Source organism: Humibacter ginsengisoli (assembly GCF_054780095.1).
Genome location: NZ_BAAGWZ010000006.1, coordinates 376,049 through 391,684 on the forward strand (window position 1 = coordinate 376,049; position 15,636 = coordinate 391,684).

13 protein-coding genes and 1 tRNA gene are annotated in these 15,636 nt (G+C 67.5%); 6 read left to right on the plus strand and 8 right to left on the minus strand.

Annotated elements, in window-relative coordinates; translation table 11 throughout:
- Window positions 1-12: 12 nt before the first annotated feature.
- The 5 genes from ACYVI5_RS10035 to ACYVI5_RS10055 form a co-directional block, all read right to left on the minus strand.
- Window positions 13-711 carry a hypothetical protein gene (locus tag ACYVI5_RS10035; RefSeq protein ID WP_460530207.1) on the minus strand — a complete coding sequence of 233 codons (699 nt, stop codon included), beginning with the start codon at window positions 709-711 and terminating at the stop codon, window positions 13-15.
- Window positions 708-2,447, minus strand: a complete 1,740-nt coding sequence (locus ACYVI5_RS10040) for a serine/threonine-protein kinase (RefSeq protein WP_460580054.1) — start codon at window positions 2,445-2,447, stop codon at window positions 708-710. Before ACYVI5_RS10040 ends, ACYVI5_RS10035 begins: the two co-directional genes overlap by 4 nt.
- Window positions 2,444-3,886: an FHA domain-containing protein gene (locus ACYVI5_RS10045; protein WP_460580055.1), complete on the minus strand. Its 1,443-nt coding sequence runs from the start codon at window positions 3,884-3,886 to the stop codon at window positions 2,444-2,446. Before ACYVI5_RS10045 ends, ACYVI5_RS10040 begins: the two co-directional genes overlap by 4 nt.
- Before the next feature lie 61 nt (window positions 3,887-3,947).
- A complete protein-coding gene (locus ACYVI5_RS10050; protein ID WP_460580056.1) occupies window positions 3,948-4,763 on the minus strand; it encodes a PP2C family protein-serine/threonine phosphatase in 816 nt (271 codons plus the stop codon).
- Window positions 4,729-5,826: a TerC family protein gene (locus tag ACYVI5_RS10055; RefSeq protein ID WP_460580057.1), complete on the minus strand. Its 1,098-nt coding sequence runs from the start codon at window positions 5,824-5,826 to the stop codon at window positions 4,729-4,731. Before ACYVI5_RS10055 ends, ACYVI5_RS10050 begins: the two co-directional genes overlap by 35 nt.
- A gap of 245 nt (window positions 5,827-6,071) precedes the next feature.
- On the opposite strand from ACYVI5_RS10055, the gene ACYVI5_RS10060 reads away from it, so the two are divergent.
- Together ACYVI5_RS10060 and ACYVI5_RS10065 are read left to right on the plus strand one after the other, a co-directional pair.
- Window positions 6,072-7,505, plus strand: coding sequence for a lipase maturation factor family protein (locus ACYVI5_RS10060; RefSeq protein ID WP_460580058.1), 1,434 nt, complete (start codon window positions 6,072-6,074; stop codon window positions 7,503-7,505).
- 35 nt (window positions 7,506-7,540) lie between these two features.
- The gene (locus tag ACYVI5_RS10065) at window positions 7,541-8,644 is read left to right on the plus strand and encodes an epoxide hydrolase family protein (RefSeq protein ID WP_460580059.1); all 1,104 of its coding nucleotides are present in this window, start codon (window positions 7,541-7,543) and stop codon (window positions 8,642-8,644) included.
- Between the two features lie 20 nt (window positions 8,645-8,664).
- Here the strand turns inward: ACYVI5_RS10065 and ACYVI5_RS10070 are convergent, their stop codons facing one another.
- Window positions 8,665-9,840: an AI-2E family transporter gene (locus ACYVI5_RS10070; RefSeq protein ID WP_460580060.1), complete on the minus strand. Its 1,176-nt coding sequence runs from the start codon at window positions 9,838-9,840 to the stop codon at window positions 8,665-8,667.
- A gap of 106 nt (window positions 9,841-9,946) precedes the next feature.
- Window positions 9,947-10,022, minus strand: a tRNA-Glu gene (locus ACYVI5_RS10075).
- Between the two features lie 98 nt (window positions 10,023-10,120).
- On the opposite strand from ACYVI5_RS10075, the gene ACYVI5_RS10080 reads away from it, so the two are divergent.
- Window positions 10,121-10,759, plus strand: coding sequence for an MBL fold metallo-hydrolase (locus ACYVI5_RS10080; protein ID WP_460580061.1), 639 nt, complete (start codon window positions 10,121-10,123; stop codon window positions 10,757-10,759).
- On the opposite strand, the gene ACYVI5_RS10085 is transcribed toward ACYVI5_RS10080, so the two are convergent.
- Window positions 10,732-11,373: a DUF998 domain-containing protein gene (locus tag ACYVI5_RS10085; protein WP_460580062.1), complete on the minus strand. Its 642-nt coding sequence runs from the start codon at window positions 11,371-11,373 to the stop codon at window positions 10,732-10,734. The genes ACYVI5_RS10080 and ACYVI5_RS10085 overlap by 28 nt on opposite strands.
- 264 nt (window positions 11,374-11,637) lie before the next feature.
- On the opposite strand from ACYVI5_RS10085, the gene ACYVI5_RS10090 reads away from it, so the two are divergent.
- The 3 genes from ACYVI5_RS10090 to ACYVI5_RS10100 are packed head-to-tail and all read left to right on the plus strand — an operon-like array spanning window position 11,638 to window position 15,625.
- Complete coding sequence (locus tag ACYVI5_RS10090; RefSeq protein ID WP_460530240.1) at window positions 11,638-12,405, plus strand: SDR family NAD(P)-dependent oxidoreductase; 768 nt, start codon at window positions 11,638-11,640, stop codon at window positions 12,403-12,405.
- A 2-nt stretch (window positions 12,406-12,407) separates the two neighbouring features.
- Window positions 12,408-14,276, plus strand: coding sequence for a glycoside hydrolase family 15 protein (locus ACYVI5_RS10095; protein ID WP_460580582.1), 1,869 nt, complete (start codon window positions 12,408-12,410; stop codon window positions 14,274-14,276).
- Window positions 14,273-15,625, plus strand: coding sequence for an NAD(P)/FAD-dependent oxidoreductase (locus tag ACYVI5_RS10100; protein ID WP_460580063.1), 1,353 nt, complete (start codon window positions 14,273-14,275; stop codon window positions 15,623-15,625). The genes ACYVI5_RS10095 and ACYVI5_RS10100 overlap by 4 nt, the downstream gene beginning before the upstream one ends.
- The last annotated feature ends 11 nt before the right edge of the window (window positions 15,626-15,636 follow it).

Genomic DNA, 15,636 nt, shown 5'->3' on the forward strand with positions numbered 1-15,636 from the left:
GGCGAAGGACCGTTATTCGGATGCCTCGTCGCGGTCCAACAGCGGAAGGTCCTCCGCGCCTACCAGGTGCGTGGCGACCGCGTACTCGACCAGCCGCGTGCGTCTGCTCGTCGCGAGCTTGCCTGCACCGCCGCGCAACCCGGCGACGCCGAGCTTGTCGAGCTTGTCGCACACATTGTCGAGCTTGCGGTTGAACGTGGTGAGCGACCAGCCGAGTCGCGCCGCGGCAGCCGCCGAGGTGGGAACCTCGGCCCTTCCGGGCAGCTGCTGTCTGAGCACACCCTCAGCGAGCGCGACGATCAGTTGGCGCTGACTCGTGGTGAGCGTGACGGGCAGGATCGTGGTCGATCCCCCGGACTCCTGAAGGATGCGCGAGGTCGTGTAGAGGTCATCCGCGTTCTGGATCGTGAAGTCGTACGTCGTGGGGCCGGCGCTGAACATCACGTGCATCGTCTCGAACACGATGGGAAGACGGGCTCCGGGAGCAAGCCATGCCTGCACTCCCCCGGTGCCGTCCGTGACGGTGGCAGTCAGAAGCGTTCCGACGTTCGCCAGCCACCACATTCCGTGCTCGTCGAACACGCGCAGGAAGCGCCGGTGGAGATACGGGTTGTCGTCGAGGGTGAGGTCGGATTCGCGGCCGATCGTGAAGTCGCCTGGGCTGTCGACCCGGTACTCCTCCCCGCAGAACTCGATCGTCACGGACTTCATGACGAGCACGCCTTCAGCGGGTTCGGTGACGTGCGGCCGTCGCGGACGATGGCGACGTCGATGCAGACGCCGGAACCGGGCGTGAGACCCGTGACGGTGGCCTGTGCTGTCTTCGTCGTCGTGGCCCCATGCGTCGTGCCCTCTTCGACCCACTGGTAGTAGTCGCCCGGCTTCGGCTTCGGGTTCTTCCACGTGAACGTGACGCTCGTGCCGTCTGCGCTGCGCACGGCCGAGCCGAGGGTCGGATCCGGCACGGACGAGACGTCGATCTGCCCGTCGCCGCTGCCCGGGGCATCCGTATGCGCCGGCCCGGGCGTTGCATGCGGGATGAGCAGGGCGGCAGCGGTGATGCCGCCGGCGATGACCAGCACGCAGGCGGCGACGATGCCGGCGATGATCGCGGTTCGGCGGGGCCGCGCCGGCGCATCCGTCTGCGGCTCGTCGGTGGCAGGGGAGTCCTGGTCGGTCCCCGGCGCCGGGGCGCTGATCTGCTCGTCTCGTGCCGGCTCCGCTGCCACAGCCGGGGCGCGCCGGATGACCGTGCGTTCGCCGGGTCGGATGATTGTGGCCTCGTTTGCGACCGGGCTCTGCGCCTGAACCGGCTGCACATCGCGTAGGCGTGTGGAGTCGGCGTTCGGCGGCGACGAGACGCGCACGGGAGACGGCGGCGGAGGCTGCGGCCCGCGTTCCTGTGGCGCGGCGTGTGGGGCCGGCGGCTGCGCGACGACGGTGGCGACCTGCCGCACCCTGGTCTCGTCCGCGGGGTCGGCGCCGTCCGAGTCAGGTCGCGACGAGGCGACCGCCAGGTTCGGCACCTCGATGCCGGTCGGGGAATATCCGAGTTCGAGCTCCACGCGCTGCAGCGCCCTGGCGAAGTCGACGGCGGACGCGAAGCGGTCCTCGCGCCGCGCGGCCATGCCTTTGGCGAGCACCGCGACCAGCGTGCGCGGAGCATCCGGCCGGTTCAGTGGGGTGATCGCGCCGCGTTCGATGCGGCCGATGAGGTCGAGCGTGCCGTTGGATCTTCCGGGGACCTCGAACGGGGTGTGTCCGGCCAGCAACGTGTAGATGGTCGCGGCGAGCGAGAACACGTCGCTGCGCACGTCGGGCTTCGGATCGTCCTCGAACATCTCCGGCGGCGACCATGGCACCGAGAGGCCCACGGACTGCTTCGAGGTCGTGTCGCTGCCGCTGCCGGCCGGCAGGCGGGAGAGCGTCGACGTGGTGTGGATGGGCAACTCGTCCTCGAGCGTCGAGGAGATGCCGAAGTCCGTGAGCGCCGGCCACCCGAAGTCGTTCGTGAGCACGTTCGCGGGCTTGATGTCGCGGTGCAGGATGCCGGCGGCATGAGCGGTCGCGATGGCACCGGCCACCCGCACCCCGATGCGCAGCGCGTCTTCGACGCCGAACCGCTCGCGCTTGTACCGTTCACCGAGCGACGGCCCTGAGCAGTACTCCATGACGAAGTACGGGCGGTCGTCCTTGGACACGTCGGCGTGATAGATCGTGACGATGTACGGATGCGCCGACAGCTGCGCCATCACGTTCGCCTCGGCGACGAAGTGCGCTCGGGACTGCTGGTCCAGCTGGTCGGTGAGCAGCACCTTCACGGCGACCTTGCGTCGTGGCAGCTTCTGCTCGTACAGGAAGACGTCGGAGAAGCCACCCGAACCGAGCAGCCGTTGAAAGGTGTAACCGGGCAGCTCGGGCGCTTCGGATGCGACGCGCCTGCTCATGCCGGCACGACGCTCAGTGTGACTCCGCTGCCGAGGTCGATCACCGTGCCCGCGATCACCGAGGTCGGTTCACCCGCACGCAGCTTCTGCGGCGACTTGCCGGGAAGCGCGATCAGGGTTCCGTTCCGGGAGTGCAGATCGGTCACCACCACGGTTCCGCCCTCTACGGTGAGTTGCACGTGGTTGCGGGAGATGTCGTGCTCCGCGCTGTCGACGGTCACCAGGCGCGGCACCCGGCCGCCGCCCATCTTGCTCACGCTGGGAGCGCGGCCGACCACGACCATGCCGTCGATGGGCTCGGTGCGTCCGTCGGGCAGCTGCAGTGTGAAGCCCCGGTCTTCATCGACCGCGGCGGGGGCCGCAGGCGGCGCATCCGCCGCAGCGCCGGTCGCGTGTGCGGATGCCTCGCGCATCGCCTTCAGGTCGCCGCTCAGCACCGTGAGGCCGTCGTGGTCGCCCAGCATTGCCGGCTGCTGGGCGGGAGCCGCTGCAGCCGCCGGAGCGACGGGCGGGAGCGGAGGGATGACCGTGGGAGCCTGCTGAACAGCGGCCTCGGCATCCTCCGTGTCGGGGCGGGCTGCGGCATCCTCCACGCTGCGAAGCATCGTGGCGCCGAACAGGTGGTCGTACGCCGTGGTCTCGTGCGGCACCTCAGGAGCGGATGCCTGGGCTGCGTCGGGCTCCCCGGTCGCGGGCTGCTGCAGGACGGCAGGTTCCTGTGCTGCGGGCTCCTGCACTGTGGCGGGCTCGGCGGACGGCTCGGCCGCATCTTCTCCGACGACGGTGACTTCGAGATCGGCGATGGTGCGGTCGAGGTCTTCCACTGGCGTGGCCGGAACGGGGTCTGCCGGCTCCGTCGTCGCCGTCCCGGGGGCGCCCGCCGCAGGCGCCGGCACCGCTTGGGTCCGCGTCGACGCCCCGGGCTCCTCCGTTCGCCGTGTCGAGGGGCGCCGCGACGCCTCGTCGTACGATTCGGCGGCGCTGCCGAACGACAACGCACTCACCCAGGCCACTCCCTCTATGAATGGCAGGGCCGTCCCGCCTCGCAGCTGCGCAGGAGCGCACTCGATGCGAAACCCGCGCACCCCGCTCACCGGGCGCTCCACCCACGTGGAGACACCGTTCGCCGTGATGTCCTCGCCGCCGCTCCCCGCCTCCACGACGACCCCGGCGCCGCCGCGCACGATGAACCGGCCGTCGAACGCGTCGCCTGCGTCGTCCCACTCGGCGAGCACGAAACCGGGCACCGAGGTGAGGCCGTTCCTGGCCAGCTCGTCGAGCACGTGACGGATGCCGTCCTCGTCGTTCAGCGCCGCCCACAGCCGAGCCGCGAACACGGCATCCGGCTCGGGATGATGCACCACGGCCAGTCGTCCGGGTATCACGGCGGCCAGCCAGCCGCCGGGGGCTGTAGGTTCGGCTGTGATCACGGTGGTCATCCTTCGATCTTCGTGGTCGTGAGAGTTCATGGCTTTCTCCCCGGGAGCCGGCTGTCGCCGCTCAGACGCGCGGCCGGGTGTCCTCGAGGTACTGCCGCTGCTCCGGTCGGTCAACGGTATCCTGATCGGTTTCGGCCGGAGCGGGCCACGACGAGACGATCACCGCAGTCACGTTGTCGCGACCGCCTGCGGCGATCGCGGCATCCGTCAGCACGTCGGCGAGACGCTGATCATGGGTGTTCTCGCGCAGAATGGCTGCGATCTCATCGTCGGCGAGCTCCTTGCTGAGACCGTCGGAGCAGATCAGGAACGTCTGCTCTCCCCCGGCAGGCAGCATCCACACGTCCACATCGACGTCGTCGGAAGCGCCCAGCGCCCGGGTGATGACGTTGCGTTCGGGATGCCCGCCCGCCTCGTCCGCGCTGATCACGCCTGCGTCGAGCAGCTCCTGCACGGCTGAATGGTCCACGCTCAGCTGCGTGAGGCGTGCGCCGTCCCAGCTGTACACCCGGGAGTCGCCGATGTTGACGATCATCCAGTACCGGGCTCCGTTGTCGCTGCCGTTCACGGCCACGATGCCGGCGAGCGTGGTGCCTGCGACCGAGATGCCGGAGGCATCCGCCGTCGAGAGAGCGCGCACGGCCTCGTTGGCCGCCGCGATGGCATCGAGCACGTCGTTCGGTGTGACGAACGCGCCCTCAGGGATGCGCTCGCCCATCACGCGTACCGCGGAGCTGCTCGCAAGATCTCCTCGCGCGTGCCCGCCCATGCCGTCGGCCACGATGAACAGGGGGTCGCGTGCCAGCACGGCGTCTTCGTTGACCGTGCGAACCGCACCCGCGTCAGTGCGGGCGCTCACCGCGAGCGTCAGCTTCACCGAACGCCTTCTCCTGCCTTGTACCCTCGTGCTCGCCGGCACGGCTCACGGACTGCGCCCCCGCAGTGCTCCCCTCTGGAAGGTTCGCGGACCGGCGGTCTACCCACATCCTGATCAGACTTGCCATGGTAGCGACAAGCATGGCGAGCGCGATGAATCCGAGCGACGCCCAGGTGCCGATCTCCGGTGCCCACTCCACCGGATGCCCGCCGTTGATGAACGGCACCTCGTTCTGGTGCAGTGCGTGGAAGACGAGCTTGACACCGATGAAGACGAGGATCGCCGCGATGCCGTACTTGAGGTACACGAGCCGCTCGACGAGGTGCCCTAGCAGGAAGTAGAGCTGCCTCAGACCCATCAACGCGAACACATTCGCCGCGAACACGAGGAAGGGACTGGTGGTGATGCCGAAGATCGCAGGAATGGAGTCGAGCGCGAACAGCAGATCGGTCGTGCCCAGGGCCAGGAACACCAGGATCATTGGCGTGAAGAACCGCTTGCCGTCAACCGTGATGCGCAGCTTCGCGCCGTTGAACTCGTCGTGCACGCGCAGGCGCTTGCGCGCGAATCGCACGAAGGCGGGGTCCTTCCCGCCCTCCTCCTCCGGATGCCCGAACGCCTGCGTATAAGCGGTGTAGAGCAGGAAGGCGCCGAACAGGTAGAAGATCCAGCTGAAGCTGTCGATGAGCCCTGCGCCGATCACGATGAACACACCACGCAGCACAAGCGCGATGAGGATGCCCACCATCAGCGCTTCTTGCTGGTAGCGCACCGGGACGGCGAACCTGGCCATGATCACGATGAACACTAACAGGTTGTCGATGCTCAGGCTGTACTCGGTAAGCCAGCCGGCCAGGAACTGCCCGGCGTGCTCGGAGTCGCCCATCCAGAACAAGAGCAACGCGAACAGCACGGCGAGCACCGAGTAGAAGACGATCCAGATCGCTGCTTCCGCCGGTTTCGGAACGTGCGGACGCTTGAGCGCCAACAACAGGTCGGCGGCGAGGATGAGGCAGAGCACCACGATCGACGTGATCTCGAACCAGAGCGGGAGCTCGGTCATGTGGCCAGGCTTTCGGAGGTCTCGTCACGACGCGGGTACGCGTACGCGACGAGAGTCTCTCCCGCGTGTGAAACGCTGCACGCCCGGAGCCCTCGCGCCGTTGACGCTGATGCTCGTGATGACGACCGTGCGCGCGACCGTGACGGCCGCTGGGATACTCCCCCTCGCGTTCTCCATGCTACCCGACGCCGCTGGGCGTCAACCCGCCCGCCGGTCACGCCACGAACGCTTAACGTGGGCATCGTATGGGCTGGTTCGACGCGACGGAGTATGAGCTGGCGCGGCAGGTTCTCGAGCGGGGCGTGGCCGCGGTATATCTCGTCGCCTTCCTGTCGACGCTCGCCCAGTTCCCGGTGCTGTTGGGCGAGCACGGACTGCAGCCGGCGCCCACGTTCATCCGTCGCATGGGCGACCGGCTTCCCCCGACGCTGTTCCGATGGCGGTACTCCGACCGGCTCCTGCGGTGGGTGGCCGGAGTCGGTGCGCTGATCGCGGCATCCCTTGTCGCCGGGCTACCGCAGCTGGCGCCCTCGTGGGCCCCGATGGTCGCGTTCCTGCTCATCTGGTTGGGCTACCTGTCGATAGTCGACATCGGCCAGTCGTTCTACTCGTTCGGATGGGAGAGCCTCTTGCTCGAGGCCGGATTCGCCGCCGCGTTCCTCGGCTCGAACGACCAGGCGCCGCCGTGGGTGATGATCGTCTTCTTCCGCTGGCTCGTGTTCCGGCTCGAGTTCGGAGCCGGCCTGATCAAGATCCGCGGCGACCGGTCATGGCGCGACCTCACTGCGCTGTACTACCACCACGAGACGCAGCCGATGCCGGGCCCGTTCAGCTGGTTCTTCCATCACCTGCCTGCCTGGGCGCACCGCGTGGAGGTGCTCGGCAACCACTTCGCGCAGCTGATCGTGCCGTTCTTTCTTTTCGCCCCGCAGCCGGTGGCGAGCATCGCGGCCGGGATCGTAATCCTCACCCAGCTATGGCTCGTGGCATCCGGCAACTTCGCCTGGCTCAACGTGCTGACGATCATCCTGGCGTTCGCCGCGATTTCGGATCCCGTCGCTCATTTCGTGATCCCGGCGATGCCGGCGCACACGGATCATCTGGTGACACCCATCTGGTTCTTCATCATCATCTGCGTGGTCGGGCTGCTCCTTCTCTGGTTGAGCTGGTGGCCGCTGAAGAACCTGTTCTCGCGGCACCAGCTGATGAACGCCAGTTTCAACAGGTGGCATCTCGTGAACGCTTACGGCGCGTTCGGGTCGGTCACGAAGGAGCGGTACGAGGTGGTGGTCGAGGCCACCGATTCCACCGATCGCGCCACGGCGGTGTGGCGCGAGTACGAGTTCAAGGGAAAGCCTGGGGATCCCCATTACTGGCCCCGCCAGTTCGCCCCGTACCACCTCAGGCTCGACTGGCTGATGTGGTTCCTCGCGCTCGGCTCGCGCGGCGAGAGTTGGTTCTATCCGCTGTTGCAGAAGCTGCTGGAGGCCAACCCTGCGACGTTGCGTATGCTCCGCAAGGCTCCATTCGGCGCCGAACGTCCGGCGATGGTGCGGGCGTCGCTGTACCTGTACCGCTTCTCCAGCTGGAAGGAGCTTCGCCGCGACCGTGTGTGGTGGGTGCGGGAACGCGTCGCCGAACTCGTGCCGCCGGTCACGCTGACCGGGCCCCGGCGCTGACTTTCGTTGTCGGTGGTCGGCGTTAGCGTCGGCGGATGGAACCGTTCACCGCCGAGGTGTCGCAGGTCGAACTCGATGACCTCCGCGATCGCCTGCGACGAACACGACTGCATGCCGACAGCCCCGGACGGCCGTGGTCGGGAATGACGCGTGACTACCTGGGCGAGCTCGTCGAATCATGGGCGGAGTTCGACTGGCCAGAGCGACAGGAATGGTTGAACCGGCATCCGCAGTTCATCACGCCGATTGATGGGGCGGCGGTTCACTTCGTCCATCTGAGGGCGGATCGCGAGGATGCCCCCGCGCTGCTGGTGATGCACGGTTGGCCGCACACGTTCGCGATGCAGCTCGCCTACGCCGACCTTCTCTCCGACTTCCACGTGGTCGTGCCGAGCCTTCCCGGATTCGCCTTCTCGTCGGCATATGCCGCAGGCGGCATGAGTGAGGAACGGCTTGCCTCCACGATGCATGCCCTGATGACAGAGGTGCTCGGATACGACCGGTACATCACGTACGGGGAGGACGTGACGGCTAACGTCAACGATCTGATCGCGGCGCGACACCCGGAAGCGGTTCATGGCATCCTCGTCACACACGCGCACTTCCCGACCCCGGCGGAGCGTGAGCGGCTGGTCGCACCGGACGCCGTGGCGTTCTTCGGCGCGCTCCTCAGCCGACAAGAATCGATGGGCGGCTACGCGCACATGCAAGGCACCCGCCCCGACACGCTGGCGACAGAGCTGAACGATTCACCGGCAGGACTAGTCGCCTGGCTGGTGGAGAAGTTCGTCGAGTGGAGCGACACGCCCTCGGGCGACCCGCGCCGAGTCGAGCAGCGGCTCTCGCGGGAACGCCTGCTCACGGAAGCGATGATCTACTGGACGACGCAGTCGATCGGCACCTCGTTCCGGCCGTACTTCGATGACATGGATGCCGACATTCCGCCCGTCACCGTGCCGGCGAGCGTGCACATCCAACGGCATGAGCACGACTACCCGGAGTCAGTGGCACGGGAGTTCTACCGCGACCTGCGCACCTTCGAGCGGCTGGAGCAGGGCGGGCACTTCGCCATCGCCGAGGTTCCGGGCGACATGGCAAGACGCACGCGCGCGTTCGCGAACGAACTCGGCCTGCTCTGAGGCCGCGGAGTAGGAGAGTTTCAGCCCTGGCCTCCGTGGGCACCGGGCGGCTCCGTGACCTCGCTCTCATGATGCGGTGCCGTCTCGGTGTCGCCGTGCTCATCGATCGGCGCCGGGCGATCATGCGAGTGCAGCATGGCCGTGATCATGGCGTTGGCAACGGCGAGGAACGGCACCGCGAACAGCGCGCCGGGCACACCGGCGAGGCCGGTACCGGCCGCGACGCCGACCACGACCGCGAGCGGATGCACCTTCACCGCGCCGCCGACGAGCAGCGGCTGCATCACGTGCGCCTCCAGCAGGTGCACGCCCAGCACGCCTGCCAGCATGATGATGGCCTGGATCGGCCCGGCGAAGATCAGCGCGATTGCCACGGCGACGATGCCAGAGACGATCGCACCGATCACCGGGATGAAGGATGCCAGGAGAACGATCACTGCGATCGGAACGGCGAGCGGCAGTCCGAGGAAGAACGCCACAAGTCCGATGCCGACGGCGTTGACGACGGCGACGAGAATCTGCACGCGCACGAAACTCGTGAGCGTTCGCCAGCCGGCGTCGCCTGCGGCGGTCAGCCCTGGCTTCGCCGTCTTCGGGAAGATCCGCACGATCCAATTCCAGATGCCGCGACCATCGATCAGCATGAAGACGGTCGCGAACAACGCGATCAGCGACCCGGTGAGCACATGTCCGGTCGCTGTCCCCACTTTGAGCGCTCCGCCGAGGATCGTCGCGGAGTCTTTCTGAAGAAACGCCCCGATCTGCGAGAAATAGCCCGCAAGCTGATGGTCGCTGATGCTGAACGGCGGCTGCCTGAGGGCATCCCGCACCCGGTTGTATGCCGCCACCGACTCCCGCTCGAGCTGTGGAAGACCGGCACGTACCTGCCAGACGATGAGGAGTACGAGCCCACCGAGGATCGCCGCCAGGGCGACCAGGCACACCACGATCGCGAGCCACTTCGGCCATCGGTGCCGGCGCAGCGTTCCGACGGTCGGTGCGACCAGCGCGCACACGAGCAGCGCGACCATCAGCGGCACCACGATGTCTTGGAAGACGACGACCAGATAGACCACGACACCGGCGAGAACGATGATGACAAGCAGCCGCCACGCCCAGTCGGATGCCACTCGCACGCCCCGCGGAAGACTCGCGCTCACGCGGCCGGGCCGGCCCTCGCTCTCGACCTCACCCATCCGCCACTCCCCCTCCGCCACGCGACTCGTGGTTCGCCGGCCAGCGATGCTACCGCTGAGACACGAAACCCGGCTCCCCTCGAGTGAAGGGAGCCGGGTTTCGCGATGGTGACCCCAGCGGGATTTGAACCCGCGTTACCGCCGTGAGAGGGCGACGTCCTAGGCCGCTAAACGATGGGGCCGTTCGTGCCGAGAAGGCAACTCATCGAGTATGCCATACCGCCCGATGCACCCTCAAATCGCCACCGGGACGCCGGACAGACGGGGCCAGAATGGTGACATGAAACTCACCAAGCTCGAGCACGCGGCACTCATCCTCGAAGACGACGGCGCCAGGCTGTTCGTCGATCCGGGATCGTTCACCACGCCGATCACCGATGCGACCGGCACCGTCGCGGTCGTCATCACGCACGAGCACGCCGACCACTGGACGCCGGAGCAGCTGAAGCGCATCCTCGACCAGAGTCCCGACGCCGTCATCCTGGGACCTGAGGGCGTCGCCAAGGCCGCCTCGGACTTCGACGTGCGCGTCGTGCACGCCGGCGACACGGTCGAGGTCGCGCCGTTCACGCTACGGTTCTTCGGCGGCAAGCACGCGGTCATCCACTCCTCCATCCCGGTCGTCGACAACGTCGGTGTCATCGTGAACGACAAGCTCGTGTACCCGGGCGACTCGTTCGCCGCTCCCGACCTCGCCGACATCGACGTGCTCGCCGTGCCGTCGTCGGCTCCTTGGCTCAAGGCATCCGAGTTCATCGATTACGTGCTGCATCTGGGGCCCAAGCACTCGTTCTCCACCCACGAGATGGTGAACTCGGTCATCGGCAAGCAGATGGCGGATGCCCGCATCCAGTGGGCGACGGAGCAGGGCGGCGGCCGCTACCTCGGCCTTCAGCCAGGCGACTCGTACGAGCTCTGAGGCACCTTCGCCCGGTGACTGACAGCCGGTACCGCCCAGGCGGTCCAGACCAGCTGGCTGAGCAGGAACAGGCGCTCCACCATGCCCGAGGCATCCCAGGCCGCGGCGCCGGCGAGTGCCAGCAGGAAGACGACGCCGAGTGAGGCGACCACCAGCAGTCCGACACCGGTTCCCTGAGATACCGCCTGCCGCCGGATGACCGCGAACGACATCGCCAACGTCGCGATCGCCACCGCGACGAAGCCGACGAACGCCAGCGCGAGGTGCACTGCTCCGCTCGGCACGCGGGGCAGCCCCGCGACGTTCGTCGGAAAGAAGGCGAGGAGTGCGGACGAGACGGCCCAGACGCCGAACAGCGCAGCGGTCCAGGTGCGAGCGATCCCGCGCCGGACGAGCACGATCAGTGCGAGCGCCGAGAGCACGCCGCGAATGACGAAGTTCACGTCCATGAGCCACGCGAACCGACCCCGCCCGTAATCGCTCTCGAAGTCGCTCACGATGCTGTAGTCGGGCCGCAGGATGCCGAGCGCCACGTCGATCAGCACGTAAACGACCACCAGTGCGATCGTCACGATGACCAGGACGCGATCGCGCGAACCCGGTGGGGCGTTCATGCTGACGAATCCTCCCGTCATCGTGATCATCACACCCGCGACGTGCATGAACACGGCTTGAGGAGCCGTCTGTCTGAAGCCTCAGGGAGCCTCGACATCGTCGTCGTGGCCCCGCAGGCGACGACTTCGCTCCTCATATCACTCATCCGCGAGGTCTGCACAGGATTGCGGCGACGGCCGCGAAGTGGTCGAGTCGAAGGGTTCCATCGCGAACACCGCGTTCCTCGCGAACGCCGAAGAGAGGGATTGGACGGAAGCGAGCAGATGCAACTGAAAGACAAGGCCGCCATCGTCACGGGCGGCAACAGCGGAATCGGCGAGGCCATCGTCAAGCGGCTCGCCCAGGAGGGCGCCAGTGTCGTGATCGACTACGTTGCCCGACCGGATGACACCGCCGACCTGGTCAAAGACATCACGTCGGCCGGCGGCAAGGCGATCGGCGTGGAGGCGGATGTCTCGAAGCCGTCCGACATCCAATCGCTCATCGACGCCGCCGTGCGGGAGTTCGGGCGGCTCGACATCATGGTCAACAACGCTGGGATCGAGAAGCGCCACAGCCTGATCGAGTCGGACGAAGACGCGTTCGACACAGTCATGGCCGTTGACATGAAGAGCGCGTTCTTCGGCACCCAGCTCGCGGCGAAGCAGTTCATCGCCCAGGGCGGCGGTGGCGTGGTCGTGAATATCTCGTCCGTGCACGAGGACTGGCCGATGCCGGGCAACATCGCCTACTGCGTCGCCAAGGGCGGCATGCGGATGCTCACCCGCACCGCCGGCGTCGAGCTCGGTCCCCAGGGCATCCGTGTCGTGAACGTGGCTCCCGGCGCGGTGGCGACGCCGATCAACACTGAGACCTTGAACGATCCGGACGAGCGCAAGAAGCTGGAAGACGCCATCCCGCTGGGCAAGGTGGCCGATCCCTCCGAAATCGGGGATGCCGTGCTCTTCGTCGCCTCGGATGCCGGCCGATACCTCACCGCGACGACGGTGTTCGTCGACGGCGGCATCATGCAGTCGAGCGTCGGTCTGTGACGATGGCCGCTGCACCGAACGACCTTCCGAAGAACAACACCGCGACGGGCGAGGAGTCGGCCCGGATAGAGGACTACGCGATCATCGGCGACCTGCACACCGCAGCCCTGGTGTGCATCGACGGATCGATCGACTGGCTGTGCCTCCCCCGCTTCGACTCGCCGTCCTGCTTCGGAAAGCTGGTCGGCACCTCAGACAACGGCTTCTGGCGCATCGCTCCCGACGGCGCCGGTCGCTCGACGCGGCGCAGGTACCGGCCGGACACTCTCATCCTCGAGACGGAGTGGGACACCGAGGACGGCCGGGTACGCGTGACGGACTTCATGCCGGTCCGCGACGACGTCGCCGATCTCGTCCGAGTCGTCGAGGGGCTCAGCGGCTCGGTTCGCATGCGATCGGAACTGGCGCTCCGCTTCGACTACGGGCACGTCGTGCCGTGGGTGACGCGCAACGAGAGGGGCATCCGCGCCGTGGCCGGCCCCGACGCCGTGACCGTCAGCACGCCCGCTCCGCTGAAGGGGCAGGACATGCGAACCGTGAGCGAGTTCACGATCGACGAGGGCGAGCGCATCCCCTTCGTCATGACCTGGAACCCGAGCCACCTGCGGCCCCCTCTACCGGTGGATGCGCTCAACGCTCTGGAGTCGACGGACGGCTATTGGGACACGTGGTCGCGCGCCAGTAAGGTGCACGGCCCGTACGCCGAAGCGCTGCAGCGTTCGCTCATCACGCTCAAGGCGCTCACCTACGTGCCCACGGGGGGCATCGTGGCCGCCGCCACGACCTCGCTGCCTGAGCAGCTCGGTGGTCCGCGCAATTGGGACTACCGCTACTGCTGGTTGCGCGACGCGACACTCGCGTTGCAATCGTTGCTCACGGCCGGCTACACCAGCGAGGCCAAGGCGTGGCGCGACTGGCTGCTGCGGGCCGTCGCCGGAGACCCCTCAAAGCTTCAGATCATGTACGGGCTGAACGGGCGGCGCAGACTGCCCGAGGCGTCACTCGACTGGCTCAGCGGCTACGCCCACTCCAGGCCGGTGCGGGTGGGGAATGCGGCCGCCGATCAGCTGCAGCTGGATGTCTGGGGCGAAGTTCTCGACGGCCTCGCACTGACCCGCGCCACCCTGCGCACCGGCGACGACGCGTCCTGGAACCTGCAGTGCGCCCTCATCGAGCACGTGCAGAAGATCTGGCGCGAGCCCGACAACGGCCTGTGGGAGATGCGCGGCCCGCGCAGGCACTTCACGCAGTCGAAGCTCATGGTGTGGGTAGGGGCCGACCGCATGGTGCGCGCCGCGGAGAGGTTCAACCTCAAGGGCCCCGTCGACAAGTGGAAGCGGTTCCGTGCCGAGGTGCGCAAAGACATCCTCACGAACGGGTACGACGCCGACAAGAACACCTTCGTGCAGTCGTACGGCAGCACCGAACTGGATGCCTCGCTGCTGCAGATCCCGCGCGTCGGGTTCCTGCCTGGCGACGACCCCCGCGTGATCGGCACCATCGAGGCCATCCAGCGCGAGCTGACCGAAGACGGCTTCGTGCTGAGATACCGGCCACAGGCATCCGACGACGGCCTTCCCGGCGGCGAGGGCGTGTTCCTGGCGTGCTCGTACTGGCTCGTCGACGCCCTGATCGGTGCCGGCCGCAGGGACGAGGCGACCGAGCTCTTCGAACGCCTGCTGACGCTGCGCAACGACGTCGGCCTGCTCAGCGAGGAATGGGACACGAAGAACAACCGCCAGCTCGGCAACACACCGCAGGCCTTCAGCCACTTCGCGCTCGTGCGCAGTGGCTTCCATCTTCTTGCCGACGAATCGCCCACCAGTGACCGCCCCATGTCCATTCCGTCGAACGGAGGTCGGAACCGATGACAGACCAGGCACACATCCTCGTCCTCGGCGGAGGCTACGCCGGATTCCACGTCGCCAGAGGGCTGCGTCACGCGGTGAAGGCGGGCCGGGTGCGCGTCACCGTGGTGGAGCCGCAGCCGTATCTCACCTACAAGCCGCTGCTCCCCGAGGTCGCGGGCGGCGAAACGCAGCCGCGCGACGCCACGGTGACGCTGCAGGGCGCGCTGAAGCACGCCACCGTGATCGCGGGCGAGGCGATGGCGGTCGACCTGGATGCCTGCACTGCGATGGTACGCGCGGAAGACGGCGTCGAACGCCCGCTCTCGTACGACCACGTGGTGTTCGCGCTCGGCTCGATCACCAAGGCACTGCCCATCCCGGGCCTCGAAGAGCAAGGCGTCGGTTTCGGCACCCTGGAAGAGGCGGTGTACCTGCGCAATCACGTGCTGGATCGCATCCGATTCGCCGCGACTACGAGAGACGACGCGGAACGCGACAGGGCGCTCACCTTCGTGTTCATCGGCGGCGGCTACACCGGCGTCGAGGCGATCGCGGAGCTGTATGAGCTCGCCAGGCACGAGGTCGCCACCTATCCTTCGCTGGCCATGCGCGACATGACCTGGTTGCTCGTCGAGGCCGCGGATCGGATCGCCGCGGAGGTCGGCAAGCCGCTTTCGCAGTGGACCCTGAAGACGTTGCGCCAGCGCGGCATCCGGGTGCTCCTCAAGACGGAGATGAAGAACTGCGAGAACGGCATCGTGCAGCTCAGCGACGGCAGCACGCATCCCTCCGACACGATCGTGTGGTCGGCGGGTGTCACACCGAGCCCCATGATCGGACGGTTCGGTGTGCCGACCGGTCCGAAAGGGCACGCCCAGGCGAACGAGTGCCTGCAGGTGGTGCGCGACGACGGATCCGTGGTGCAGGGCGCCTGGGCCGTCGGCGACAACGCGCAGGTTCCGAAGCCGAGCTCGGGCTCGAAGCCGTCGTACTACCCTCCGAACGCGCAGAACGCCCTACGGCAGGCGAACCTGCTCGCGCAGAATCTGCTCGGCGCACTGCTGGACGAGCCGCCGATGCCCTACCGCCACGAGTCGCTCGGCACGCTGGCCAGCTACGGCAGGCACCAGGGAGCGGCGGTCGTCAAAGGCGTTCAGCTCAGCGGATTCCCGGCGTGGGCGGTCGACAAGGTGTACCACGCGCTCGCGATGCCGAGCATGAGCCGCCGGATACGTCTGGTCGTCGGATGGCTCGCCAACATCCTCGCCAGCCGCGACCTCACCTCGACATCGGCGGTGCGCAATCCGCGCCGGCCGTTCCACGAGGCGATGGCGGCGGCGAAGGCCCACGCGAAGGCGAAGGCCTCCTGAGGACCGGGCCG